At 37.6% G+C, this 25,407-nt stretch carries 21 protein-coding genes; 12 read left to right on the top strand and 9 right to left on the bottom strand.

The features are described 5' to 3' along the window. Positions 1-188 precede the first annotated feature (188 nt). The gene (rocD, locus tag QM524_RS19505) at positions 189-1,445 is read right to left on the bottom strand and encodes an ornithine--oxo-acid transaminase (protein ID WP_283345831.1); all 1,257 of its coding nucleotides are present in this window, start codon (positions 1,443-1,445) and stop codon (positions 189-191) included. 470 nt (positions 1,446-1,915) lie between these two features. On the opposite strand from rocD, the gene QM524_RS19500 reads away from it, so the two are divergent. After that, positions 1,916-2,086: a DUF5522 domain-containing protein gene (locus QM524_RS19500; RefSeq protein WP_166549828.1), complete on the top strand. Its 171-nt coding sequence runs from the start codon at positions 1,916-1,918 to the stop codon at positions 2,084-2,086. Between the two features lie 462 nt (positions 2,087-2,548). Here QM524_RS19500 and QM524_RS19495 read toward each other — a convergent pair whose 3' ends face one another. Both QM524_RS19495 and QM524_RS19490 read right to left on the bottom strand, forming a co-directional pair. Further along, on the bottom strand, positions 2,549-3,724 hold the full coding sequence (locus QM524_RS19495) for an acetyl-CoA C-acyltransferase (RefSeq protein WP_283345830.1): 1,176 nt from the start codon (positions 3,722-3,724) through the stop codon (positions 2,549-2,551). Positions 3,725-4,063: 339 nt separating this feature from the next. After that, entirely contained in the window at positions 4,064-6,463 is a 2,400-nt protein-coding gene (locus tag QM524_RS19490; protein ID WP_283345829.1) for a 3-hydroxyacyl-CoA dehydrogenase/enoyl-CoA hydratase family protein, read from the bottom strand. A 406-nt stretch (positions 6,464-6,869) separates the two neighbouring features. On the opposite strand from QM524_RS19490, the gene QM524_RS19485 reads away from it, so the two are divergent. Then, positions 6,870-8,468 carry a glycosyltransferase family 39 protein gene (locus QM524_RS19485; protein ID WP_283345828.1) on the top strand — a complete coding sequence of 533 codons (1,599 nt, stop codon included), beginning with the start codon at positions 6,870-6,872 and terminating at the stop codon, positions 8,466-8,468. 80 nt (positions 8,469-8,548) lie between these two features. On the opposite strand, the gene QM524_RS19480 is transcribed toward QM524_RS19485, so the two are convergent. Both QM524_RS19480 and prmC read right to left on the bottom strand, forming a co-directional pair. Next, positions 8,549-9,499: a glycosyltransferase family 2 protein gene (locus tag QM524_RS19480; RefSeq protein ID WP_095166946.1), complete on the bottom strand. Its 951-nt coding sequence runs from the start codon at positions 9,497-9,499 to the stop codon at positions 8,549-8,551. A 199-nt stretch (positions 9,500-9,698) separates the two neighbouring features. After that, positions 9,699-10,556 carry a peptide chain release factor N(5)-glutamine methyltransferase gene (gene prmC / locus QM524_RS19475; RefSeq protein WP_283345827.1) on the bottom strand — a complete coding sequence of 286 codons (858 nt, stop codon included), beginning with the start codon at positions 10,554-10,556 and terminating at the stop codon, positions 9,699-9,701. Between the two features lie 173 nt (positions 10,557-10,729). Between prmC and ribD the strand changes: the two genes are divergently transcribed. Further along, positions 10,730-11,788 carry a bifunctional diaminohydroxyphosphoribosylaminopyrimidine deaminase/5-amino-6-(5-phosphoribosylamino)uracil reductase RibD gene (ribD, locus tag QM524_RS19470; RefSeq protein ID WP_283345826.1) on the top strand — a complete coding sequence of 353 codons (1,059 nt, stop codon included), beginning with the start codon at positions 10,730-10,732 and terminating at the stop codon, positions 11,786-11,788. Between the two features lie 85 nt (positions 11,789-11,873). Here ribD and QM524_RS19465 read toward each other — a convergent pair whose 3' ends face one another. From QM524_RS19465 to QM524_RS19455, 3 genes are all read right to left on the bottom strand, one after another. Next, on the bottom strand, positions 11,874-12,629 hold the full coding sequence (locus tag QM524_RS19465; protein ID WP_283345825.1) for a shikimate dehydrogenase family protein: 756 nt from the start codon (positions 12,627-12,629) through the stop codon (positions 11,874-11,876). Positions 12,630-12,741: 112 nt separating this feature from the next. Continuing rightward, positions 12,742-13,392: a VTT domain-containing protein gene (locus QM524_RS19460; protein ID WP_283345824.1), complete on the bottom strand. Its 651-nt coding sequence runs from the start codon at positions 13,390-13,392 to the stop codon at positions 12,742-12,744. Positions 13,393-13,568: 176 nt separating this feature from the next. Further along, on the bottom strand, positions 13,569-14,333 hold the full coding sequence (locus QM524_RS19455; RefSeq protein WP_283345823.1) for a phosphosulfolactate synthase: 765 nt from the start codon (positions 14,331-14,333) through the stop codon (positions 13,569-13,571). 592 nt (positions 14,334-14,925) lie between these two features. On the opposite strand from QM524_RS19455, the gene QM524_RS19450 reads away from it, so the two are divergent. The 9 genes from QM524_RS19450 to QM524_RS19410 all read left to right on the top strand — a co-directional run bounded on the left by QM524_RS19450 (position 14,926) and on the right by QM524_RS19410 (position 24,144). Continuing rightward, the gene (locus QM524_RS19450) at positions 14,926-15,348 is read left to right on the top strand and encodes a DUF2147 domain-containing protein (protein ID WP_166578353.1); all 423 of its coding nucleotides are present in this window, start codon (positions 14,926-14,928) and stop codon (positions 15,346-15,348) included. Between the two features lie 73 nt (positions 15,349-15,421). Then, positions 15,422-16,054 carry a TetR/AcrR family transcriptional regulator gene (locus QM524_RS19445; RefSeq protein ID WP_166578352.1) on the top strand — a complete coding sequence of 211 codons (633 nt, stop codon included), beginning with the start codon at positions 15,422-15,424 and terminating at the stop codon, positions 16,052-16,054. Next, entirely contained in the window at positions 16,047-16,490 is a 444-nt protein-coding gene (locus QM524_RS19440; RefSeq protein ID WP_283345822.1) for a PaaI family thioesterase, read from the top strand. The genes QM524_RS19445 and QM524_RS19440 overlap by 8 nt, the downstream gene beginning before the upstream one ends. 353 nt (positions 16,491-16,843) lie before the next feature. Further along, a complete protein-coding gene (locus QM524_RS19435; protein WP_283345821.1) occupies positions 16,844-18,199 on the top strand; it encodes a TolC family protein in 1,356 nt (451 codons plus the stop codon). 47 nt (positions 18,200-18,246) lie between these two features. After that, positions 18,247-19,296, top strand: coding sequence for an efflux RND transporter periplasmic adaptor subunit (locus QM524_RS19430; RefSeq protein ID WP_095166926.1), 1,050 nt, complete (start codon positions 18,247-18,249; stop codon positions 19,294-19,296). 83 nt (positions 19,297-19,379) lie between these two features. Further along, positions 19,380-22,448: an efflux RND transporter permease subunit gene (locus tag QM524_RS19425; protein ID WP_283345820.1), complete on the top strand. Its 3,069-nt coding sequence runs from the start codon at positions 19,380-19,382 to the stop codon at positions 22,446-22,448. A gap of 226 nt (positions 22,449-22,674) precedes the next feature. Beyond that, entirely contained in the window at positions 22,675-22,923 is a 249-nt protein-coding gene (locus QM524_RS19420) for an acyl carrier protein (RefSeq protein ID WP_095166922.1), read from the top strand. A 128-nt stretch (positions 22,924-23,051) separates the two neighbouring features. Beyond that, positions 23,052-23,435 carry a RidA family protein gene (locus tag QM524_RS19415; protein WP_095166920.1) on the top strand — a complete coding sequence of 128 codons (384 nt, stop codon included), beginning with the start codon at positions 23,052-23,054 and terminating at the stop codon, positions 23,433-23,435. Positions 23,436-23,823: 388 nt separating this feature from the next. Next, positions 23,824-24,144 carry a hypothetical protein gene (locus QM524_RS19410; RefSeq protein ID WP_095166918.1) on the top strand — a complete coding sequence of 107 codons (321 nt, stop codon included), beginning with the start codon at positions 23,824-23,826 and terminating at the stop codon, positions 24,142-24,144. A gap of 273 nt (positions 24,145-24,417) precedes the next feature. Here the strand turns inward: QM524_RS19410 and QM524_RS19405 are convergent, their stop codons facing one another. Then, positions 24,418-25,398, bottom strand: coding sequence for a bifunctional heptose 7-phosphate kinase/heptose 1-phosphate adenyltransferase (locus tag QM524_RS19405; RefSeq protein ID WP_166578347.1), 981 nt, complete (start codon positions 25,396-25,398; stop codon positions 24,418-24,420). Between the last annotated feature and the right edge of the window lie 9 nt (positions 25,399-25,407).

The raw sequence follows: 25,407 nt of genomic DNA, 5'->3' as shown, positions 1-25,407 counted from the left end.
CAAATTTGATAATTAAATGTTTATACTCACAATTCACAATTGGGATTGTACGAAGGATTTTATCTTGTTCAAAAGAATTCTTATCATTAGTGTTTTTTATGTAGTGGCAACTCTTGCAGTTGCCACTACATCAGTTTTTTAAAAAAAGACAAAGCGCTAGTTCTCAGTTTATTATTCAGCACTGATACTTATTTCCACTCTAAAATTACTTTTTCAATAATTGAGCAAGCATCGTCCATTTGAGTTTCAGTGATGACCAATGGTGGGGCAAAACGTATTTTATTACCATGTGTTGGTTTGGCTAATAATCCTTTTTCTTTAAAAGCCATACACAAGTTCCAAGCCGTTTCGCTTTCTTCTGTATCGTTAATTTCAATGGCATTTAACAAGCCTTTCCCTCTTACTTCGGTAATTAAGTCTGGGCGTTGATTTTTGAGTTGAGTCATTCTTTCTCTGAAAAGCTGTCCCATCGCCTCAGCATTTTCGGCAAGTTTTTCATCTTTTACTACTTGTAAAGCTGCCATTGTTACGGCACATGCCAATGGATTACCACCATAAGTAGAGCCATGCTCGCCTGGCTTAATAGTCAACATGATTTCGTCACGACACAAAACCGCAGATACAGGATAGGTACCTCCCGATAGCGCTTTTCCTAATATCAAAATATCTGGTTGGAAGCCTTCATGATCACAAGCAAGACGCTTGCCTGTACGGGCAATTCCAGTTTGAACTTCATCAGCAATGAACAGTACATTATGTTCACGACATAATTCAAAGGCTTTTTTGAGGTATCCTTCTTCTGGAACAACAACACCTGCTTCGCCTTGAATAGGCTCTACCATAAAGCTAGCTACATTTGGGTCTTTGAGGGCCTCAGCCAGTGCCTCTAAATCGTTGTAAGGAATGATTTCATAACCTGGCAATAAAGGACCGTAATCGTTATAACTCGAAGGATCAGTAGAGGCCGAGATAGCCGCAATTGTACGTCCCCAGAAATTACCTGATGCGTAAAGCGTTTTAGCCTGATTTTGAGGAATACCTTTTACTTTGTATGCCCATTTACGAGTCAACTTCAAAGCTGTTTCACCACCTTCTGCACCTGAGTTCATCATCAATACTTTGTCGTAACCGAAGTATTCACATAGATATTTTTCACAAAGTCCTAATTGGTTATTGTAAAAGGCACGAGAGGTAAGGGTTAATTTCTGTGCCTGCTCTATCATTGCCTGCACAATTTTTGGATGACAGTGCCCTTGGTTTACAGCACTATAAGCCGAGAGAAAATCAAAATATGGGCGATTTTCTACATCCCAAACAAAAACACCTTGACCACGCTCCAATACTACTGGCATCGGGTGATAGTTATGTGCACCATAATGGTCTTCAAGCGTAATGGCAAATTCGGTGGCAGTTAGTTCTTCTGAATATTTTTCTGAAATGTTCATTGTCGTAATTCTTTAAGGTAAAAAGGTGATTTGATAACAGTGTATCTGTTACCATTGCTTTAGTCTTTTTACAAATGATATTAAAATAAAGAAATGACAAAATCAGCTACCGTAAAATCACAGCATAGCCTTTTGTCTAAAGTATTAAAACTTTAGAAGGGTATTACACAGCAGAAAAAAGCCAGATAACGTAGATGAGTAGCGTAGAAGACTCAAGGATTCGGTGAATTTTACAGAAATGCCCATAAAGTGCACTCGTCGTGAGAGGAGGACACATTGTTTTGTAATTGGTTCGATATGTAAAATTGCTTGGCATGACTTTTACAAAAATACAATATTTTGAACATTTTGCTTAAACTACAGGTTGGAAAGTTGAAAGTAAAACCGAGCTATTGACGGAAAAAACTATAAAAAGAGCCACGACAAAAACATCATATTGTCTTGGCCACTGTTAACTTTGACGCTTGAATATGAAAAATGAAGAAAAGATAAAGGCCAATCGAGGACTGGAGCCAGAGGATTATTACTTAAATGAACAGGGATTTATGGTATTTACGAAAGAATACCACCTGAAGCGGGGATATTGTTGTAAAAACGGTTGCAAACACTGCCCTTATGGTTTTAAGAGAAAGCCAATGTAAACGGAAACGATATATTCCTATTCAAAAAGAGTCACACTTACATTTTGCAATTTAGCGCATGAGTGATCATTTCAAAAAAGTCGGTTGAAAAACTCATTTCGACCGCAGTTACTAGTTCAAGACTAAGTCTTGAACTTATTTGTTTAAACAGTTTAAATCTGTGTTAACAAAGTTGAGTGACGAAGTCTAAATACCTGCATGCCCCTTACTTGTTGTGTCCAGTCATAAGGTTTACGGAGTATGCTAGAAAACTGAATGTATTTTCTAACGTACTCCGTAAAAATAGAGCCTATGAGAGTCAAGTTAATTTGATATTGATCACTCACTAGTCAAATTAAGTAATCGTGCAAAATAAGATTTAAAATGCCTAGGCAACAGGCACGAAGCAAAGAGTTTTAACATGTTTTTAATAACCAAAGACATGCTTTTTTCCAAAGCCCACCGCCGAAAGCCGATACCTGTTTACAAAAGCTCATAAATACCTGCCACTCCTTGTCCACCACCAACACAAGCTGTCACCATACCATATTTTTGATTACGACGACGCATTTCATTGAATAGTTGTACCGACAAGCGAGCACCTGTAGAACCTAATGCGTGTCCTAATGCAATGGCACCACCGTTTGGATTGAGTTTAGTTGGATCGATGTCTAAGGTACGAACTACAGCCAGCGCTTGAGCGGCAAAGGCTTCATTTAATTCAATTTGGTCGATGTCATTTAAAGATAACCCAGCTTGCTTAAGGGCTTTTGGTACAGCAAATACAGGACCGATACCCATAATGCGTGGTTCGCAACCCGCAGTGGCATACGACAGCATACGAGCAATAGGCTTCAGATTTAACTCATTCACCATTTTTTCTGACATGACCATTACAAAAGCAGCGCCATCTGAAGTCTGAGAGGAGTTGCCTGCCGTAACCGAACCACCTGCGGCAAAAACAGGTTTGAGTTTGCCAAGGGCTTCTACACTGGTATCTGCACGAGGACCTTCGTCTTTATTAAAGACAGATTCTTTTGTTTTCTTTTTGCCTGAATTCGCATCAAAATAAGTTTCTTTGATGGTAATAGGGACAATTTCAGGGTCAAATAAACCAGCCTGCTGAGCAGCAATGGCTTTTTGATGCGAAGCATAAGCAAAAGCATCTTGGTCTTCACGACTGATATTATATTGATTGGCTACTTGCTCGGCTGTAAGTCCCATGCCAATGTAATAATCAGGTGTTTTTTGAGCAATATCAAAGTTGAGAGCTGTTTTATAGCCCATTACTGGTACCAATGACATAGACTCTACACCACCTGCAATAATACAATCGGCCATACCTGCTGAAATTTTAGCAGCAGCAATAGCGATAGCTTCAACACCTGAGCCACAGTAGCGGTTGATTGTAAACCCTGAAACTTCTTTAGGCAATGACAATAGCGCTACATAACGCCCAATTTGCATCCCTTGTTCGGCCTCTGGTACGGCATTACCTACAATTACGTCATCTACACGGACTGGGTCCAATTGTGGAAGGGTTGATAAAAGATGTTTGATTACTTCTGCTCCTAGTTCGTCAGGACGAGTGAATCTAAGTGTACCTTTTGGGGCTTTTCCCACTGCTGTACGATAGCCCGCAACGATATATGCATTCATGGTTTGATTCTGGATTTTGAATAAGAAAAATAAAAGCGAATAAGGACATGTTTAAATTTTAGAGGCTGTTAAAAATGATAAAGTTTGTATTTGCTTTTACGAAATCCTGTTGTTTGAGCCGTAGGCGAGTTTAGGATTTCTTGACTTTCTTTTGTTACTTTTCTTGTGTCAAGACAAGAAAAGTAAGGAGTGTCGATAGGAAATTTTGTTTTTTCGGCAATTACAAAATAAAAATTTAAAACATACTCTAAGATGAACTAAGTATTAGTGCTGAATTATAAATGTAATTTTTTAATTATCAAGAATTCACCACTCGCAATCCTACATTCATACTCCCTCTTAGTTTCTAAGCGGTTTTCCTCCATTAAGAAGGCTTTGGATACGCTCCAAAGTCTTGCGCTCACCCGATAGTGATAGGAATGCTTCACGCTCTAGGTCAAGGAGGTATTGTTCCGTAACATTTTGTGGATAACTCAAGTCTCCTCCGCAAATAGCATAGGCCAATTTGTTGGCAATCTTGGCATCGTGCTCAGAGATATACTTACCCATCAACATTGACGTAATACCTGCTTTGAATAAGGCGATACCTGCTTTTCCTTGAACCCTGATGTCGTTACGTTGCTTCGGTTGGGTATAACCAGCTTCTGCTAACTCGATAGCTGCTTGCTTGGCATCAGCTATCAAACGACTGCGATTGAGTACAACCTCGTCGCCACGACGGAAATAGTTCATATCAAATGCTTCATAACCCGAAGTACTTACTTTGGCTGTTGCAATGTTCATGAAGGCTGATTGCAAAATGTTGAGCTCTGGATCGCCTGCTTTGTAGAGGTCCGAACAGCGTAAGGCCATTTCTTTAGTACCACCACCCGCAGGAATCAAACCTACACCCACTTCCACAAGACCAATATAGGTTTCGGCAGCTGCTACCACACGGTCAGCGTGTAAAGTAATTTCACAACCACCACCAAGTGCAAGCGTATGAGGTGCGACTACAACAGGAATCGACGAATAACGAACACGCATCATGGTCTGCTGGAATTGCGCAATCATGAGGTTTACTTCGTCAAATTCTTGTTCTACAGCATACATGAATAGCATTGCCAAATTGGCTCCTGCTGAGAATGCTTCAGTGCTATCGTTGCCAATTACCAAACCACGGAAATCTTTTTCTGCTAGATTGATTGCTTTGTGAACGCCTTCGATAACTCCTGCGCCAAACGTATTCATTTTTGAACGGAACTCTAAACCAAGGATTCCATCGCCTAAATCATAGATATGACTTTCGCCGTTTTTCCAAACGATACCATCTGAGAGGTTTTCAAGAATGATAAACGATTCTGTTCCTGGAATGAGTTTGTAGCTTTTGCTAGGAATGTCGTAATAAAGGCGTTTTCCACCCTCTTTTTTATAGAATGAGCTTGCGCCACTTTCAATCATTTCATGAACCCATGAGGCAGGTTTCATACCTTCGGCTTTCATGAGTTCTAAGCCTTTTTGTAGACCTAAAGCGTCCCACGTTTCGAAAATGCCCATTTCCCAACCAAAACCTGCGCAAATAGCAGCATCGATACGATATAGCTCGTCAGCAATTTCTGGAATACGATAAGTAACATATCTAAAACCATCCAAAATGGTTTTGCGATAAAACTCTCCAGCTTTGCCTTTGTCTGCCAACAATACAGCAAAACGGTCTTTTAAGGCTAGAGATTTTGTTTTTTCGAAAACATCAAATTTTACCTTCTGAGAAGGTTCGTATTCAAAAGTTTGAAGGTTTAAAGCCAAAATTTCTGACTTACCACCAGCACCTTTAATTTTCTTATAAAAACCTTGACCCGTTTTGTCACCCAACCATTTGTTTTCTTGAAGCTTTTTAATCATTTCTGGTAAAACAAAAGCATCTCTTGACTCATCATGCGTGAGTGCCGCATATAGGTTGTTTGAAACGTTAATCGTAGTATCCAAACCGACCAAGTCAGACAAACGGAAAGTTCCTGATTTTGGGCGACCTACGACTACCGAAGTTAGTTTGTCCACTTCCTCAACTGTCAATCCCATTTCAGCTACTACCTGCATAGTTTTCATCATGCTGTAAACACCTACACGGTTGGCGATGAAAGCAGGAGTATCTTTACATAATACGGTAGTTTTTCCTAAAAATCTATCACCATAATGCATCAAGAAATCCACAACGCTACTATCAGTCTGCGGTGTAGGGATTACTTCCAATAGTTTCAAATAGCGCGGAGGATTAAAGAAATGTGTTCCGCAAAAATGTTTTTGGAAATCATCAGAGCGACCTTCTGCCATCAAATGAATCGGAATACCCGATGTATTTGAAGTAATCAAAGTGCCTGGCTTACGAAGAGCATCTACCTTTTCGAATAGACTCTTTTTAATGGCTAAGTTTTCTACAATGACCTCAATCACCCAATCATAATTCTTGATTTCGGAGAGATTATCATCGAAGTTGCCAAGTTTGACACGGTTAGCAAATGCCGTAGAATAGAGTGCGGCAGGATTAGCTTTGAGCGTATTCTGAAATGCCTCGTTGACAATACGATTACGTACCGCAGGCGATTCTAAAGTAAGACCTTTAGCTTTTTCAGCATCGTTGGGTTCACGAGGAACGATGTCTAACAAGAGCACCTCGCATCCAATATTGGCAAAGTGGCAGGCAATACGGCTTCCCATGATGCCTGACCCTAACACAGCTACTTTCTTGATTGAACGGTTCATTGTAATATGTTTATGAGATTTTGATTCGATAGGTAAAGTTAAAGAAAAATAAAATTGTTATGCAAGCATACTATTTTATTTTTTTCTTTGAATTGTTATATTTTTATAAAAAAGGCTTTGAATGACTCAGAAAGCTTCAGGAATTCACTGTAAAAAAAGAATACAGAAGAGCAGAATAGGATATCATCTTACAGTAGCCAGAGAACTTTGTCCCTATTCTATTTGACTTTATGGATAATTTATAGCGATGATGTAAAAATATTGTAGAGAATCAAGCATTTGGGCATAGGTTTTGCGACATATTTTGCGGTTGTTATTTTTTGATAGGCCATTCAGAATAAAGCTTCAAAATACCAGAGCTAACAGTTATCATTCATCTTTCCCACTTAACCCAAGACTATTGTATATGAAGTTGAACCTTTTTAGTCGTTTGCTCAATACGCCCAAATTGCCCATGATTTTATTTGTGGTTTACTTCATTAGCGGGCTTTTAATTTACAAAGATTATGGCGTTTCCTATGATGAAGGAACAGAGCGTCATATTGGGATTATGAATATTATTCATGTAGCTCGGCAATTGGCACCGGGTATGGCATCGAAGGTAATTCCACCTGATTTGAAAAATGCCCCTGACATGGAGCATTATCGAGATAGAGATCATGGAGCGCTATTTGCCTTGCCAATGGTGGTGTTGGAAAAAGGATTGGGTATCGATGACGAATTGGGAGTATATCGACTTTGGCATTTATCGACTTTTTTGATTTTTGCACTATCTATTATTTTCTTGTACAAACTTCTTTCTGAAAGATTCCAAAAGCAATATATCAGTCTGTTGGGGTGCTTTATTTATATATTTTCGCCCCGTTTTTTCGCAGAGTCATTTTATAACCCTAAAGATTTACCTTTGTTATCACTCTTTGTAATAGCAGGTTATTTAGGTTTCAAGATTTTAAAAGGTGCTAATTACAAGTATGCCATTGGTCTAGGGTTGGTTATGGGATTGGCTACGGCATTGCGCATTGTAGGAATTTTTCTTCCATTGATTTTTGGAGGAGCGTTGGTCTTAAAATATTTCTTTACGCAAGAAAAAGACTTAATCCAGAAGCTCAAAATGTTGGCAATCATGATTGTCGTGTATTTGCTGACATTTTACATTGCGTTCCCATATTTGTGGACAGATCCTATTGGGCACTTTATTGAGGTATTCGAAAACTTGAGTAAGTATCCTTTGAATGCGCCAGTGTTGTTTGAAGGACAATATTACATAGCTCCTGATTTACCTCGTTATTATGCCTTGATATGGATTTTGATTACCACACCTATCCCTTTTCTTTTGTTGGCCTTGGTGGGTGTGATTGCGACCCTGAAGCAATGGATAACAGAATATAATAAGCCGATTACGTATATCAATTTGTTTTTTCTAGGGCTTTTTGTTGGACCTATTTTAAGTGTTGTCGTATTAGATTCGACCTTGTATGATGGTTGGCGCCACTTGTATTTTACTTATGCAGGGTTTGTGTATCTTGCCACATTGGGAATTGTTAAGATTGAAGACTTTTTGAAGGGATGGAAGCCTGCCGTAGCAGGAGGCTTTATCGGTTTGAATGTATTGGTAGTGGTATATCTACTTGCTTGGATTGTGAAAAATCACCCCTATCAAAATGTTTATTTTAATGTATTGGCAGGAAATCATGTCGACAAAAAATTTGAGATGGATTATTGGGGAACTTCCTACAAACAAGCATTGGACTATTTGAAAGCGCACAGTCAGAAAGGAGCAAAAGTCAAAATAAATGGAAATATTTGCGCTTCTTATAATCTAGGAAAAAATGAAAAAGAGGTGCTAAAATTTGTGAGTGACATCAATCAGGCAGACTATTTTATCACAGAATATCGTCATTTTAATTTCAATCCTGATTTTTCTGCTTATTTAGTTCCTTCAAAAGAAGTATTCAACGTAGAAGTAGATGGAAATAAAGTGATTAGCATCTATCGTTTGAAATAAGTTATCATAAGTATTTCACAAAAAAGGCTGATGAATTTGTTCATCAGCCTTTTTTGTGAAATACTCACCTTTGCTTTTTATTAAAAATTTACTTTTTCGTAAATAATATATTCTGGTCTGTTTTTGATTTCCTCAAACATATTACCCAAATATTCACCTAAAACACCTATCGTAAGCAACTGAACACCTCCAAAGAAAATAACGGCAATCACCGTTGATGCCCAACCTGGCACTAAGGTCTCTGGTCTGAAAATAAGTCCTGTGAGTACCCAAACTCCCAATGCCAACCCAACAATCAAGCTAAGACTTCCTAAGCCCAGAGCAAGTTTGAGAGGTTTTTTACTAAAGTACAACAAGCTCGTAGAGGCAAACTTGAGCATTTTAGAAAGAGGGTATTTCGTTTCTCCAGCAAATCTTTCTTCACGCACGTACATGATAGGTACTTGCTTGAAACCAATCCATGAAATTAGCCCTCGAATATATTTGTTCTTTTCTGGAAAAGCTTTGAATGCTTCGATAACATGCTTATCGATTAATCTAAAATCTCCAGTATCTACAGGTAAAGGTGTGTCTGATAGAAAATTGATGGTACGGTAGAACATACGTGCCGTAATTTTTTTGAAGAATGTTTCTCCTTTACGTTTTTCACGCATTCCATACACTACGTTTGCATTTTGTTCAAGATGCATTTTTATCATATCTGGAAACAACTCTGGTGGGTCTTGCAAATCGGCATCAATAATAATAGCTACGTCACCATTGCAAGCTTGGATACCTGCGGTTACAGCAGGCTGGTGCCCAAAGTTTCGAGAAAAACCAATGATTTTGACATTAGCGTCTTTTTGAGCAATTTCTTTCAGAATAGATAACGTGCGGTCACGACTGCCATCGTTGATAAAAATGATTTCATAACCCTTAGTCCCAAAAGATTGCATGGTTTTAGACACTCTTTCGTAAGTGTACATAATTACCTGCTCCTCATTGAAACAAGGAATGATAATCGAAACAGTAAGGTCGTAATGTTCAGACATAAATCTTTAAAGTTCAAGTTGTGTGATAGGTAAAATACAGGGTAATGCTTTTGTTTTGCATAGTTACGCTTTTGAGTTGTGACGAAGAGTCTAAAGCATAAAGCAGGTAAAATTCGCTTTGTCCGCTTACTGAAGTTTTCAATAAATGTACAAGAAAGAGGAGAATTAACCCATGCAAATAATGTGAAAATGGATAAAATTAAACGTTATTTTTTCTTCCTTTTATAAACCGTTCTCTCCCAAACATATCCTTGATGATTTCTATCTCAGTGAACCCTTTTTCTTCAAAAACCTGTGCTGTTTCCTTTCCTAGGTATTGGTTGATTTCTACCATAAAAAAACCATTGTTTACCAAATTCAAAAAAGCATAATTGGCAATGGCTTTGTAAAAAATCAAAGGATTGTCATTTTCTACAAAAAGAGCCAAATGTGGCTCGTAATCAAGTACATTAGCTTCCATCTCATCTTTTTCTCGATGCGTTACATACGGAGGGTTGCTAACAATTATGTCAAAAAGCTTATCTGATTGCTCATATTGATATGCCAAAATATCCTTTTGAATAAATTGAACACCTGCTTGGTGGCGCTCATTATTTTGCTTGGCAATACTCAATGCTTCTTCCGAAATATCATAAGCAATAACAGCGCCATTTTGTATTTCGCAAGCAATAGTAATAGCAATACATCCTGTACCAGTACCAATATCCAACACAGATGTGGTATGTCCTAAACTTTTGGCAAAAGAAACAATAGGTTCGATTAGCTCCTCGGTCTCGGGACGAGGAATAAGTGTGGATGGACTAACATGAAAAAGTCTTCCGTAAAAATCTCCTACGCCTAATACATACTGTATGGGCTCGAAGGATTTGATACGTGCCACAAGCGGTGCAAAATCTATATTAACTTCTATAGGTTTGTCAATCAGAATGTCTGTTTTTGAAAGACCCACAAGCGTATCAAGCAAAAGATAGACCATGCTTTTTGCTTCGTTTTCTGAGTAAACTGCCGTAATTTCGGCTACCAAATCCGCAAATAGTTGCTTGGAGGATTGAATCATGGAAAATAGTATGTTTTGAGCTATGAGGTACTCGTTTTAGCTTTGTGTAAAGGTGTTTTGTTGTAAGCATATGCTAAAAAACAAGAGCTATTGAGAAAAATAAAGTGGCTCAGCCTTTGTACCTATGTTTAAATGCGTTTCATTTTTATTGATGAATATACAAAATTACAGAAATGTCGAAGAATAATCATGTTTTGAACGACGCTCAAATAAAAGCCTTTATGCAACGAGCGCTCGATCTAGCCCAATTGGGAGCAGGAAATGTATCTCCGAACCCCATGGTAGGATGCGTAATTGTACATCAAGGAAAAATAATAGGGGAAGGTTGGCATCAACGTTATGGGCATTGGCATGCCGAGGTGAATGCGGTAGCAGACGTAAAAGATCAAAGCCTTTTGCCCGAATCAGAGGTTTTTGTGACGCTCGAACCTTGTTCGCATTTTGGCAAAACACCTCCTTGCGCTGATTTATTGGTCAAACATCAAGTACGTCGAGTGTATATCTGTAACGATGACCCCAACCCATTAGTAGCAGGAAAAGGTATTCAAAAATTAAGAGACGCAGGAATAGAAGTCATATCGGGTGTTTTAGAAAAAAAAGGACGAGTATTGAATCGACGTTTTTTTACCTTTTTCGAAAAAAAACGACCTTATATTATCCTTAAATGGGCGGAGTCGACTAATGGTAAAATAGCCTTACCCAATTTCCAAGCGGTTCAAATTTCTAATGCATTATCCAGACGTTGGACACACCGATTGCGCTCGGAGGAGGATGCCATTATGGTGGGCACACGAACGGCACAATACGATAACCCTTCGCTCAATACACGTTTTTGGACTGGTAAAAATCCGATAAGAGTGTTGATTGATAAACATTTACAAGTGGCGGAGGATTCGGCTATTTATGTAGGAACAACGCCTACAATTTGCTATAATTCCATCAAGTCCGAACAGAAAGGGCATATTTCCTATGTCCAAATGAATTCTGAAAACTCTTGGCTTCCGATGATTTTAGATGATTTGTACCAACGAAAAATCCAGTCGGTCATCGTTGAAGGTGGGACAGCCTTGTTACAGTCTTGTATTGATTCTCATTTGTGGGACGAAGCGTATCGATGGATAAGTCCGCAAGCGATAGGAGAGGGCATCGCAGCACCAATACTAACAGAAGGCTTGGTTGATAGAAAAGAAATAGGTGATAATAGTTTGTGGAGATATTCGATTGAACAATAAAATTGATTTTGGATATGGGATTTTTGATTTCGGATTGAATAAATGCTTAAATCCAAAATCAAAAATCCCCAATCCAAAATCGTATCTAGCTATTCCAGATTTCCCATGCTTTCTCGGCTTGTCCGTGTAACATTTCTAGTCCGAAATGAACACCACGCACGCCAGCCTCAGTACCCTTTTTCAAAAATAATGTTTCGAGTGGATTGTACACAATGTCATATAGTAAATGCTTTTCACTTAATAATTCGTAAGGAATAGCGGGACAATTCTCTACTTTCGGATACATTCCTAGTGGAGTAGTATTCACAATGAACAAGTGCTCAGACATTACTTCTGGCGTTACTTCTTCGTAGGTAATAGTATCACTTTCTTTGGTACGAGAAACCAATTGCACTTCCAAACCCAAATCTTCTAAGGCTACGATAATGGCTTTAGCTGCGCCACCTTTACCAAGTACTAATGCTTTTTTAGGAGCAATTTCATTGAAAGCATCCCATTTTTCAAGCGTCCATCTAAAGCCCCAGTAATCGGTATTAAAGCCCTTGATTTTTCCATTCTCCAAAAACTTTATGGTATTCACAGCACCAATTTTGCTTGCGGCTGGGTCGATTTCGTCGAGATATGCCATCACATTTTGTTTATGAGGAATTGTCACATTCAAGCCTTTTAGCTCACCTGCATGTGATTGAAGCAAAGCAGGGAAGTCTTCAATATTTTCGAGCTCAAATTTCTCATACGTATGTGTCTGAGAGAGACCAATTTTTTCGAATTTCTCTGTAAAATATCCTTTCGAGAACGAATGCCCCAAAGGAAAACCAATAAGACCAAATAAATTTTTCATAGCGTAAAAATAAACAAAGAGGCAATAGTACGAAAACTTTTGCCTCTTTGATGAAATAATGCTTTATATGATAGGAGTAAAAAGCGTGTATTGACACGTCTTACTTAAGAAGTTACTTTTGACTAAATTGACTTTTTACAAAACCAATCACCATTGGTAATACCGAAATAGCCACGATACCAAGTACTACTTTTTCGAAGTTGTGTTTTACCCACTCGTTATTACCCAAGAAGTATCCCAACAAAGTAATTGAAGTAACCCATACAATAGCACCAACTACACAGAATGTAATGTATTTGCCATATTTCATACTACCTGCTCCCGCAACAAATGGCGCTACAGTACGTACGATAGGTACAAAACGAGCCATAATAACGGTTTGACCGCCATTTTTTTCGTAAAACTCTTCTGTTTTAATAATGTGCTCGCGTTTTAAGAAGAGAATTTTATCTTTTGATTTAACGAAGTCACTCAAATATTTTCCTACAAAATAATTCACATTATCGCCCAAAAGCGCTGCACCAATCAATAATGGAATGACGAAAGTAATATCAATTTTGCCACCTGTTGCAGGAGCTGCCAATACACCAATCGCAAATAAAAGCGAATCGCCTGGTAACAAAGGCATAACTACCAAACCAGTTTCGGCAAATACGATTAAGAACAGCAAACCATAAGTAAGTGTACCGTTGTCGGTGATAAACTGCGTAAGGGCAGTTAAAGGATCTTTGAGAAGTTGTAATACAAATTGAATAATTTCCATTGTTTGGGAAGATTTACAATGTCCAAATGAGGCTTGGAGTAAATAGTGAAAGTAAATTACAAAAGTAAAGAAGAGTAACCTTTGTATGGTATGATAGTGAGAATCTTAATCAAAAAATAAAAAAGAATGATTGAGCAAATGTTGCTTTTGCCCAATCATTCTTTGAAGGACAATAATTATTTTTTATCCAAGAAATGAGAGAAAGTATCGCCTCTCAAGCCCAAACGGATTGTTTCTAATGAAATAACTTCATGCGGAGCAATATTCCCAACGTTTACGTTAGCGCCAACCAACTTCACAAACCAAACTTGTTGAGATTTTTGAGGAGCTTCCCAAATGATTTTTTCTTCTGGAATTTCTGTCAAAATTTCTTCTACCAAACCTTGACGCACTTCACCCGATGCACGGAACAACCCTACGTTTCCACCTTCACGAGCTTCACCGATTACTTTCCAAGCACCTGCTTCCAATTCTGCTTTCATCAATTTAATCCATTTGTATGGAGGAATGATTTTTGCTTCATCTTTTGAGCCTACTTCCGAAAGTACTGTTACTTGTTTCGCTAAAGTTTGGATATATCCACATTTGTCATCTTGTTCCATGTCCAAAGAACCGTCCGAAACCTCTGCGTATTCCATCCCATATTGGTCTAAAACACGACGGTATTCGTCAAATTGACCTCTTACCACAAATGCCTCAAACAAAGTACCCCCAAAATAAACAGGGATGCCCGCTGATTTATACAAAGCCAATTTATCTTTTAGGTTTGGAGTCACAAAAGAGGTTGCCCAACCCAACTTCACTATATCGGTATATCCAGAGCCAAGCTCCAAGAAATCTTCAACTTGTCTGAGACTAAGCCCTTTGTCCATTACCATTGTCAAACCTTTTTGACGTGGCTTTTCAGTTCTCTCGGGAATCTGGTTAAGTGGGTAATTCATATTTTTTGAAATTTCTGGGATTAAATATTTGGTTTTCAGAACAACAATGTTGTGCTTGTTGCACTTATTCAGAATAATTAATTCGTTTGATTGAATAATGAGGTAATTCGAACGTGCAATTTTGCAAAATTAGAAATATCTTCCAAATGGCACAAACTACTATTTTACTAGATTGTCTTTAAATAATAATTGCTTTTAGTTAAATCTTTGTAAATCAGAGATTTAATTTTTTTGAAAAAATAATTTTTCATAGATTTTTCAAAAAATATTGTCAAAAATTTGTTTGCTAAACAGTGTTTAGTAATTTTACATTGTTATAAAAATGAAAGACGATAAAATATTAATCTTCAAAGCATATTTATAACTCTGAGAATAACTAGAACCACCTTACCCTAAATCGTTTAGGAAATAATAATATTCACATTATCCTAAACTTAGTATCTTGATGACCCAAATCTCATTCCTGTTTTGATTAAATATATTATAAGTATTTTTATCCTATAGTTTTAGTAGAATTTAATACAAAGATTACAAAATCTTCCGAATCTCAAGCCTTGAAAACAAAACCTTTTAATAATAATCATACAAACTCATGAAAAAGCTATTATTTATTCTTGCTACCTTGTTATTTACTATACAAATCGTACAGGCTCAAAACCCTACCAAGGACGCCGTGTTGGGTGAATGGCTATCTGAAAGTAAAGACGGTAAGGTGTTGATATTTAAACAAGGAGAAAAGTATTTTGGTAAACTTTCTTGGATAAAGGACGCAAACAAAAAAGATGTAAATAATCCTGATGCATCGTTGCGTAGTCAACCTTTATTAGGATTGGTGATTCTGAAAAATTTTGAATTTACAGGAAAAGCATGGGAAGAAGGGAGTATTTATGACCCTAAAAATGGCAAAAGCTATTCATGCAATATGAAACTTAAAAAAGCGGATGAATTAGAAATCAGAGGCTTTGTGGGCGTTTCGTTACTGGGACGTACTACTGTGTGGACAAAAGTGAAATAAGCCTGCTACCTGTTGGGAATGCCTATACACTTTGCGTAAATTTGCCTGCATACTAAGATTGGTTTATTAAGAAATGGGTATTTTAGAAAGAAAAGAACGCGAAAAACTTGAATTGAAGCAGCGAATTTTGGAAGCTGCTAAAGAAATCTTTATCAAAGAAGGCTTTGATAAGGCTTCTATTCGAGCTATTGCTGATAAAATAGAATATAGTCCAGCTACGATTTATCTGCATTACAAGGATAAAGACGAGTTGTTTTATGCGGTACACGAGCTAGGTTTTGATAAATTGTCCGAAATGACTCGTCCCGTTGAAAGTATCGAAGATGGTTTTCAACAACTGCGTATGAGAGGACTGATTTACTTAAAATTCGCTTTCGAAAACCCTGAGCTATACGACTTGATGTTTATAAAAGACGCGCCTATGCACGCTCTCAAAAAACAAGAAGCTGGCTGGGATTGTGGCATGCACAATTTTGTGGCACTACAAAAAAACTTGGCGCTCTGTATCGAACAAGGCTCTGTTTTGCCAGCCGACATTGATGTATTGTCTATGTCAATCTGGTCTTATGTTCATGGTCTGGTATCATTAAATATCAGAGGGCGATTTGAACCATTTTGTGAACTAAATCCAGAAATACAGCTTGAAAAGCTCATTGGGGAGTCGCTAGATTTTATGTTGAATCTTATAAAAAAGAGAAATGAGTAATAAACACGCATTAGAGGTTTTTAAAGAATATATTGGTACTCGTGTAGCCGAAAAAAGTATTTCGCCAGTAGCCAAATTTCTGGACGGCATTTTAGTAGGAGTTCATGACCATGGTATCGAAATAGAATACCAAGTCAAAGAAGAAATGGTAAATCCTGCTCGTATCCTACATGGCGGTATTGCTGCTACGATGTTGGACGATATTATTGGGATGACTGTTTTTATGATGGGCAATGGTGTTTTTTACAGTACTGTCAATCTTTCGGTAGATTACCTTTTTAGCGCACGACTAGGCGAGACCGTTCGCGTAAAATCTAAGATTGTAAGAATGGGAAAGAAAATCGCTCATGCAGAAGGCGAAATTCGTAACCAAAATGATATTTTAATTGCAAAATGTACAACCAATTTGGTGGCAACAAGCAATACTATTAAATAGTTTTAGTTACTTTGTCTTTGAATCTTTGAAAGACCAGTAACTAACTGATTTTAAGGATTTACAAAGTGAATTAAGCAGTAAAGATTTAACAGCTTACTTAAGCTGAAAAAATCTAAAAATCCCCTAGAAAGACCTGTGGGCAGCAAAATCTCCCACAGGTCTGACTTATGACAGCTTTTGGCATTCAGCTTGAGCAGTCGGCCTGCATTGGTATACTTTATAACTAGTGCTGAAAGCTAAAACCCGATAGCTCAAAGCCCATTCGGCATTGATTCCCCATGAATTGATGCTTTTTATTTACTCTTTTACTGAACAGTGTTTATAAAATTATAAATGTTTAATACATGAAACCTATGAAGTATTATTTATCCTTGGTGTGCTGTTGGCTCGCTTATGGAACTATGGCTCAATCAGAAGTACTCAATCAGTATGTACAAGAAGGGTTACAAAATAGTCAGACGCTCAAGCAGCAACGTTTTCAGCTACAAAAAGCTATTTGGGCTTTAGATGAGGCCAAAAGTTTGTTCAAACCTGCCGTGAATTTCAATACGACTGTCTCTTCTGCATTGGGTGGCCGTACGATTGATATTCCTGTGGGAGATTTAGTAAATCCTGTATATGCGACGCTCAATCGCTTGACTAACTCAAACGCTTTTCCACAAATCTCAAATGTGAGTGAGCAATTGATTCCAAAGGACTTTTATGACATGCGATTCAAGACCTCAATGCCTTTGATCAATGCCGAACTGAAGTATAATCAAAGCATCAAAAAGGAACTGATTGGTTTACAGCAATCCGAAACCAATGTCTATAAACGTGAATTGGTCAAAGATATAAAAATGGCCTATTTCAATTATTTGAAAGCTACGGAAGCATTGAGTATTTATGAAAATGCTTTACGTCTACTTCGTGAAAGTGAGCGTGTCAACCAAGCGTTGATTCAAAATGGTATGGCTAACCCGACGGTTTCTATTCGTACCAAAAACGAAATTGCCAGTATCGAATCAGAAGTAGAAGCTGCCAAAGGAACAAAGAAAAATGCAGCAGCGTATTTCAATTTCTTATTAAACCGTGAGTTTACACAGGAAATCAAAGTTGACTCCAGTTTTAAAAATGTTGTGATTCCTGCTAAAATAGACTTAGCCCACCGTGAAGAAATTGACAAGCTTGAAACCAATTTGAATATCAATAAGCAAATCTTAAAATTGAGCCAGTCCTACAACCAACCCAAAATAGGAGCATCATTGGATTTAGGTTCTCAAGGTCGTTTTGCTCAAATCGCCGCGGCTGACAAGAATTTTATTTCTCCCAATGCCTTTTTCTTGGTCGGAGTATCAATTGACTTACCTGTATATTCCTCAGGACGAAATCAGTTGAAAGTAAAACAAGCCGAAATGGATGTTGCTACCGCAGATACGCAACTACAGCAAGTCAAAAATCAACTTGATTTACAAAATACTTTAGCGCAAAACGCTTTAACTGCCGCTAAAGAAATTCATCAATCTAAAGCCAATCAGATAAGTTCGGCACAGCGCTATTATCGCGATATGATGCGCCGTTACAAAGAAGGCAATCTTAGTTTTATAGAACTACTAGATGCCCAGACCCAACTGACTCGCACTCAATTACAGCAAGTGATAGCTCAATATGATGTTTGGCTCAAATGGGTAGAACTCGAACGCAGTGCTGCCGCTTTTGACTTGAAATAAAATTTAAAAATCTCTTTAGCCTTGTGCTAAGTAAAATCCTCTTGAAAATGTTGACTTCCTTAAAAAATAGCCTCATTCTAGGTCTAATCATAGCAACGGTATTTGCCTGTGGCAAAAAGAAAACCGACAAAAAAACAATTGCGGATAACGAAACCGTAGCCGTAAAATTAGTGGATGTTTCAAATGCTAATTCTACCGAACCCATCAAAGCTTCGGGCTTGATTAGCTCCTTACATGAAGCTCGACTATCTTTTAAAACGGGCGGAATTATCGAAAAGATCTTTGTAAAAGAAGGGCAAAATATTGCTAAAGGTCAATTATTGGCAACACTCAATTTGACCGAAATTAATGCACAAGTTTCACAAGCACAAGAAAATGTGAGCAAAATCGAAAGAGATTTAAAGCGTGTCAATGCGCTTTACCGTGATTCGGTTGCTACTCTTGAGCAAGTCCAAAATCTTACAACAGCCTTGAGCGTAGCAAAACAAAGTTTGCAAATAGCCCAATACAACCAAGGGTATTCCAAAATTTATGCACCAACCAATGGTGTTGTTGTCAAAAAAATGATGAATGAAGGAGAACTAGCCTCGTCTGGCAGTCCTGTGTTTTTTGTAAACGCCGCAGGTGCTAATGATTGGGTAGTAAAAGTAGGTATTGCAGATAAAGATTGGACTCGTCTCAAATTAGGCGATAAAGCCGACATCACTCTCGACGCATTTCCAGATACTAAGTTTTTGGCAAATGTGACAACCCTCTCTCAAGGTGCCGACCAAGCTTCAGGTCTCTATCAAGCAGAATTAAAAATTAGTACTCAAGGTAAAAAAATGGCGACTGGCTTATTTGCCAAAGCATTGATTTATCCTTCTATCAAATATCAATATGCGTCTGTTCCTGTGGATGCTATTATTGAAGGCAACGGCGACCAAGCTTTTGTATATGTTGTAGAAAACGGAAAAGCAAAGAGAGTTTCTCTGTTGATTGCCTATGTTAACAACCAACAGGCATTTGTTCGTGAGGGATTGGCGGGAGTTAGTCAAGTGGTAACAGATGGTTCGGCTTATCTGGTAGAGGGCACAAAAGTAAAAGTAATGAAATAAGCTTTTACAACTAATCAATTTTATATAGACCTAAACGTGCATAATGTCATTGTAAGACAGCTCATGCCGACAACTCATCATATATGAAAATCGCAGAATTTTCCGTAAAAAATTACCAGTTTACCTTAGTGGTATTTCTGGCGGTATTATCAATCGGGCTATATTCCTTGTTGAACATGCCTCGTGGCGAAGACCCAGAGTTTGAATCTCCACAGTTTGGCGTCACCATTATCTATCCTGGAGCTACTCCCAACGACATGGAAGAGCTGGTAGTTGACCCTTTTGAAAAAAGAATTAACGAGCTAGACAACATTCAGCGCATAAGTACAGTCATACTAGATGGAGCGGCAGTATTTCAAATAGAATATGATTTTGAACAAGACCCAGAAGAAAAATATCAGGAGGTTGTACGTGAAGTAAATGCTATCAGAAAAGACCTTCCTGCCGAAATTCTGGATATTCGAGTACAAAAGTTTAGACCAACCGATGTAAATATTTATCAGTTTGCGCTAGTCAGTGAAAATTTGCCCTATTCCAAATTAAAGGAATATGCAGATGACTTGGAAAAACAACTCGAAAAGGTAAAGCCTTTAACTAATATCAAATCATGGGGTTTTCCTGCTCGCAAAGTAGCCGTTGAATTGAATTTGGAAAAAATGGCACATGACCGTATTCCAGTCAATCAGGTATTAGGAGCAATCCAGTCCGAAAATGTCAATATACCCGGGGGTAGTATCAATGTTTCGAGTAAAAAACTAAATGTAAAAACCTCAGGAGCATACAACGATCTCGACGAAATTCAGAATACGATTGTGTATACCAACGGTACCAAAATCGTATATCTCAAGGATATCGCTCAGGTAAAATTTGCTTACGAGGACGAAACACATATTACTAGTCTCAACGGTCATCGTTGTGTTTTTGTAACAGCATGCCAAAAGCAAGGACAGAATATTATCGCGATTCGTAAGATAGTTGAGCCAATTGTTGAAAAATACAAAGCACAACTACCTCCAAGTGTCGATGTCGTAAAAGTATTTGACCAAGCCGAATCTGTGGATAATCGTCTTACACGTTTTGCTAAAGATTTCGGAATAGCGATTTTATTAGTATTGATTACGCTATTGCCTTTGGGTACACGTGCGAGTATTGTCGTAATGATCTCGATTCCACTTTCGTTAGCGATTGGTTTAACATTACTCAACGTATTCGGTTATACTATTAACCAGCTGTCTATCGTAGGGATGATTGTTGCCCTAGGAATTTTGGTAGATGACTCTATCGTAGTTGTTGAAAACATCGAACGCTTTATGCGTATGGGCATCAAACGCAAGCAAGCAGCTATTGATGCGACAAAGCAAATAGGTTTGGCGGTAGTAGGGTGTACAGTATTGTTATGCTTTGCGTTTTTACCAATTGCCAACTTGCCAGAAGCAGCGGGTGAATTTATTCGTAGTTTACCAATGGCTGTAATGTTTACGGTATTGGCTTCGATGATTGTGTCTATGACGATTGTTCCGTTTTTGTCATCTGTTTTATTGACAGAAAATCATAATCCAGAAGGGAATGTGATTTTGAGAGGAATGAAAAAAATCATTTCTGCCACTTATGGTCGCTTAATGGATTGGTGTTTAAAGCATCCGAAAACTACCTTGGCAGGCGCATTAGGGGTATTTGTAGGTGTGATGATGATGGCTAAATTATTCTTAGGCTTTTCACTTTTTCCTACTTCCGAAAAACCGATGTTTTTAGTAAATATCGAAACTCCAGTCGGAACAAATATGGCTGCTACGACTAAAGTAGTGAAGTATGTAGAAGAAAAATTAAAGAAAGTACCTGAGATTAGAAACTTTGCCTCAAACGTAGGTCGTGTCAATCCTCGTATTTATTACAATACCGTAGAAAGAGGTCAGTCCGAAAACCGAGCACAAATTTTTGTCCTGCTCGAAGACATGGAAACTTCTGAGAAAAAAGCTTTAATCGATGATTTGCGTGGTAATATGGGAGCGTATCCTAATGCCAAAATTGAGGTAAAAGATTTTGAACAAGGACCACCATTAGAAGCACCAATTGCTTATCGAATCTTTGGAGAAAATTTGGATACTCTGAGAAATGTAGCTTTCAAAATAGAGAAAATATTAGCCAATCACCCAGGCGCTATTTATGTAAACAACCCTTTGAAAGTCCAACCGACGGATATTCGTGTGGTGGTTAATAAAGAAAAGGCTGGATTGATGGGTGTCAGCTCTGCCGAAATCGACCGAGTGGTACGTTTAGGAATAGCAGGATTAAATGTGGGTACTTACAGAGAAGATGGCCAAAAGGACGGCTATAATATCAATATCTCGATTCCAAGAACAGGTGTTCAACAAGATTTGGATGTATTTAATCGTTTGTATGTCAACAATGCTTTAGGGACGGCAATTCCACTTAAACAATTGGTAGATATTAAGTTAGAGACATCTCAAAATCAAATTTTGCACTTCGACAAAGAACGATATGTGACGGTTTCGACCTTTTTGAAGTCTGGTTATAATACGGCACAAGTAAACCAAGAATTAATAAAGCAATTAAATGCTTTTAAGTTTCCAAAAGGATTTTCGTACAGAGTAGCAGGAGAGGCCGAAAATGCAGAAAAATCTTTCGGAGGCATAGGGGTGATAGTTTTGATAACTGTCTTCGGAATGATAGCCATTCTAATTTTGGAATTCCGAAACTTCAAATCAACCTTGATTGTATTGTCAGTAATTCCATTGGGTATAGTTGGAGCTATCTTGATGCTATTACTTTGGGGCGAAACCTTATCATTTACGGCTGTTATTGGTTTTATCGCACTGGTAGGAATCGAGGTCAAAAACTCCTTATTGTTGGTAGATTTTACCAATCAACTTCGAGAAGAAGGTTTTGGACTTGAGGAGGCGATTCGAGAAGCAGGCGAAGTGAGGTTTGTCCCTATCGTGTTAACATCACTTACGGCCATAGGAGGCTTAGTGCCATTGGTTGTCGAATATTCAGAATTGTATTCTCCCTTAGCTTTAGTGCTTATAGGTGGAATTATTAGTTCGACATTACTTGCTCGTTTGGTTACACCAGTTATGTATAAGTTGCTTCCACCAACCATTATTCCGGTCAAAGAAACGATACAAAACTAGGTTTCAAAAGGAGCAAATTTCCCGAAAATAGTTTTTAATATTTTTTAATAAATCTTGAGAGGAATCTTTAAATAATTCAAGAATGCTCTGTAAGCATAATATTTAAGAGTTTTTATTGATTTTTCTCATTTTTTCTAAAAAAAACTTAAAATTCGGGCACTATTATTCAAAAAAGCTCGTTAATCAAGCATAACAATCGTCAAAATATATATAAATCAAGAAACCGATGAGATTCAGCACAGAAACATTGACAAAGTTCTTATCTCGGAATTTTTATATTAGTCCGAGGTTGATAGCTCCTCAAAAACGCTTTTATGCCGATTTGGGAATGAACTCATTAGAGTTCCTAGAAGTAGTAGCTTATTTGGAAAATACGTATGGTATTACATTACCAGATCAGGAGATAGATAGAGTACAGACTGTGGAAGAATTGGCTTCTTTGATGGAAGCTAATTTAGTAGCTGTACGTGCGTAAAGGCAACGATTTTTGGTATGTTAAAGGTTCAAACGCATTAGTTTGAGCCTTTTTTTATGCCTTTTTGAGTAAATATCCCTCTGCTTTTAGCTTATCTTTGTATCGTAACCAAAAAACAATTATTAAGTATGTCTAGACAAAATATCTTAACGGGCTCACCGTGGGAAGACAAAATGGGCTATTGCCGTGCCGTAAGAATCGGAAACATCGTAGAAGTATCAGGAACTGTAGCAATCGTTGATGGTGAAAAAGTAAAGGCTGACGATGCTTATGCACAAACGTTGAATATCTTAGAACGTATCGCAAAAGTGTTAGAAGAGGCTGGTGTTTCAACAAAAGATGTAGTGAGAACTCGTATTTTCACAACAGATATTACCAAGTTTGATGATATTGCTCGTGCTCACGGTGCTTATTTCGGCGAAATCAAACCAACAACAGGTATCTATGAGATTTCTAAATTAGTATCTCCAGATTATTTGGTTGAAATTGAATTTACAGCAATCGCTCAATAAAAATATTAGCGTAAGACGAAGGAACAATAAAGTGTCCAATATACGCTTAGAAGAGAAAGTCAGTGGATTTGTTCACTGGCTTTTTTTGTTGGAATAGCTCCATGATAAAGGTTAAAACCTTAAAAATTAAAAAGCCTTGCTAGGAATACTAACAAGACTTTTTGTGATTGATATTATTAAAACGCCAGAAGAACCTAAATAGTTTAGGTGTTGAAAAATAGTTAAATTATTTTTCATATTTATTTTATTTTTTTCAAATTGCTGAAAATTATATCAAAATAGACTCTCTAACGACTTGTGATGTGGATAGCAAATACGAGAAAACGGGGATAAAGATTCCAAGTTTATCTCAAATATCAGATTAACAAGTAACCCATAAGGTTTCAATATGAAACAACAAACCATCTACGAAGTAGCCGTCATCTCGATTGGTTCGCTCAATGCTGTTCGAACTAAAGAACCTGTGCTAAATTATTTTTCGAATCTTCAAAAATGCCTTGACCATTTGTTGGGTGCTTTGGCTGTGCATGGTTGGGAAAGTAAAATGAATTATACAGCTGTGTATCGTAACCTAAAAGCAAAGGGGAAATATGTGGCAGAATTTAGTTTTGCAGGAAATAAAATTTTCAAAATTGTAATTACCGCACGAACAATCAATCCTTCGATAAGCACTTTGGGAATAGAGGATAAGCCTGACAGTAAGAAGTAAAAAACGGTGCGAAAACACTCAAATTAGCCTAAAATAAAAAAGCCTTGCTAAGTTGGTAGCAAGACTTTTTTGTAGTTGATAATAGATAAACGTCTATTGAGGTAAAATAGTTTACGCGCTGAAAAATAGTTAAATTATTTTTCAAAAAATGTAGAATTTATTTTTGAAGCGGAATTTTCTTAAAATTTAGCTAAAAAAAATGCCCCTCTTAACAATTTAAGAGAGGCATTTTTACCTACTGCTTAGAGCTTACAGCCTAAAGCCTATCGATACTTAATTATAGTTTTGTTGGGCTTCCGCCAACAGTCTTTCTTTATTGATTGGAACAACTCCTACCGATTCACATACGAGTCCACCACCTAAATTGGAGAGTCCTGCTACTAATTCTGGAGATAAATTGAGTGCTACACAGCAAGCTGCAATTGAAATTACGGTATCGCCAGCTCCTGAAACATCTGCAATTTGTCGAATATGGGCAGGAATATGTTTTTCTTCGTCTTTGAAATTGATAAACACACCTTGTTCCGAAAGAGTAACAAAAGCACCTTTCACCTCAAGGGTTTCTATGAGCATATTAACCGCCATCGCTAACTCCGCTGGATCCTTTGAATCAAACTGAATGTTGAGACCCTCTTTGAGTTCTTTCAAATTTGGTTTGAATAAGGTAGCATTTTGATAATTCAAAAAGTTACGCTTTTTCGGATCTACGACTGTAGGAATGTGGTGTTCTTGTGCGAAGTCAATTACCTCAGCGATAAGTTCTTTTGACAAAACACCTTTATCATAATCTTCAAAGATAATTACCTGAGCGTCGAGTGCTAATACCTTGATTTTGTCTAAAAGCAAATTGCGCTCATTCTCAGAAATCAATTTGTCGGTTTCGGTGTCTACGCGTACAATTTGCTGTGTACCTGCGATAATACGTTCTTTTACGGTAGTAATGCGTTCATCAGATTGAAGAATACCTTCTGTAGATAACTCCTTTTCTTCCAATAAATCTAATAGTGCATTACCATAAGAATCTTTTCCGATTACCGAACAAATAATAGCTTTTGCGCCAAGTGCCTGAACGTTCATCACCACATTGCCAGCACCACCCAAACGCATTTCTCTTTGTTTTACATTTACTACTGGTACTGGAGCTTCAGGAGAGATACGTTCTACTTTACCCCAGGTATAAGCATCAATCATCAAATCGCCTATGATGAGGACTTTTAGTTGATTGAAACCTTCAAAAATTTGCTCGATTGTCATTGTCTATAT

The organism is Flectobacillus roseus (genome assembly GCF_030056595.1).
In the GTDB taxonomy this organism is placed as follows: domain Bacteria; phylum Bacteroidota; class Bacteroidia; order Cytophagales; family Spirosomataceae; genus Flectobacillus; species Flectobacillus roseus.
This window is presented reverse-complemented; position numbering and strand designations above follow the sequence as displayed.

Coding starts and splice junctions, on each gene's coding strand:
- QM524_RS19430 (WP_095166926.1), top strand. CDS start 18,247: ATGTTGACTTCCTTAAAAAATAGCCTCATTCTAGGTCTAATCATAGCA.
- QM524_RS19500 (WP_166549828.1), top strand. CDS start 1,916: ATGAAAAATGAAGAAAAGATAAAGGCCAATCGAGGACTGGAGCCAGAG.
- QM524_RS19410 (WP_095166918.1), top strand. CDS start 23,824: ATGAAACAACAAACCATCTACGAAGTAGCCGTCATCTCGATTGGTTCG.
- QM524_RS19425 (WP_283345820.1), top strand. CDS start 19,380: ATGAAAATCGCAGAATTTTCCGTAAAAAATTACCAGTTTACCTTAGTG.
- QM524_RS19450 (WP_166578353.1), top strand. CDS start 14,926: ATGAAAAAGCTATTATTTATTCTTGCTACCTTGTTATTTACTATACAA.
- rocD (WP_283345831.1), bottom strand. CDS start 1,445: ATGAACATTTCAGAAAAATATTCAGAAGAACTAACTGCCACCGAATTT.
- QM524_RS19495 (WP_283345830.1), bottom strand. CDS start 3,724: ATGAATGCATATATCGTTGCGGGCTATCGTACAGCAGTGGGAAAAGCC.
- ribD (WP_283345826.1), top strand. CDS start 10,730: ATGTCGAAGAATAATCATGTTTTGAACGACGCTCAAATAAAAGCCTTT.
- QM524_RS19420 (WP_095166922.1), top strand. CDS start 22,675: ATGAGATTCAGCACAGAAACATTGACAAAGTTCTTATCTCGGAATTTT.
- QM524_RS19480 (WP_095166946.1), bottom strand. CDS start 9,499: ATGTCTGAACATTACGACCTTACTGTTTCGATTATCATTCCTTGTTTC.
- QM524_RS19485 (WP_283345828.1), top strand. CDS start 6,870: ATGAAGTTGAACCTTTTTAGTCGTTTGCTCAATACGCCCAAATTGCCC.
- QM524_RS19455 (WP_283345823.1), bottom strand. CDS start 14,333: ATGAATTACCCACTTAACCAGATTCCCGAGAGAACTGAAAAGCCACGT.
- QM524_RS19415 (WP_095166920.1), top strand. CDS start 23,052: ATGTCTAGACAAAATATCTTAACGGGCTCACCGTGGGAAGACAAAATG.
- QM524_RS19460 (WP_283345824.1), bottom strand. CDS start 13,392: ATGGAAATTATTCAATTTGTATTACAACTTCTCAAAGATCCTTTAACT.
- QM524_RS19465 (WP_283345825.1), bottom strand. CDS start 12,629: ATGAAAAATTTATTTGGTCTTATTGGTTTTCCTTTGGGGCATTCGTTC.
- QM524_RS19440 (WP_283345822.1), top strand. CDS start 16,047: ATGAGTAATAAACACGCATTAGAGGTTTTTAAAGAATATATTGGTACT.
- QM524_RS19405 (WP_166578347.1), bottom strand. CDS start 25,398: ATGACAATCGAGCAAATTTTTGAAGGTTTCAATCAACTAAAAGTCCTC.
- prmC (WP_283345827.1), bottom strand. CDS start 10,556: ATGATTCAATCCTCCAAGCAACTATTTGCGGATTTGGTAGCCGAAATT.
- QM524_RS19445 (WP_166578352.1), top strand. CDS start 15,422: ATGGGTATTTTAGAAAGAAAAGAACGCGAAAAACTTGAATTGAAGCAG.
- QM524_RS19490 (WP_283345829.1), bottom strand. CDS start 6,463: ATGAACCGTTCAATCAAGAAAGTAGCTGTGTTAGGGTCAGGCATCATG.
- QM524_RS19435 (WP_283345821.1), top strand. CDS start 16,844: ATGAAGTATTATTTATCCTTGGTGTGCTGTTGGCTCGCTTATGGAACT.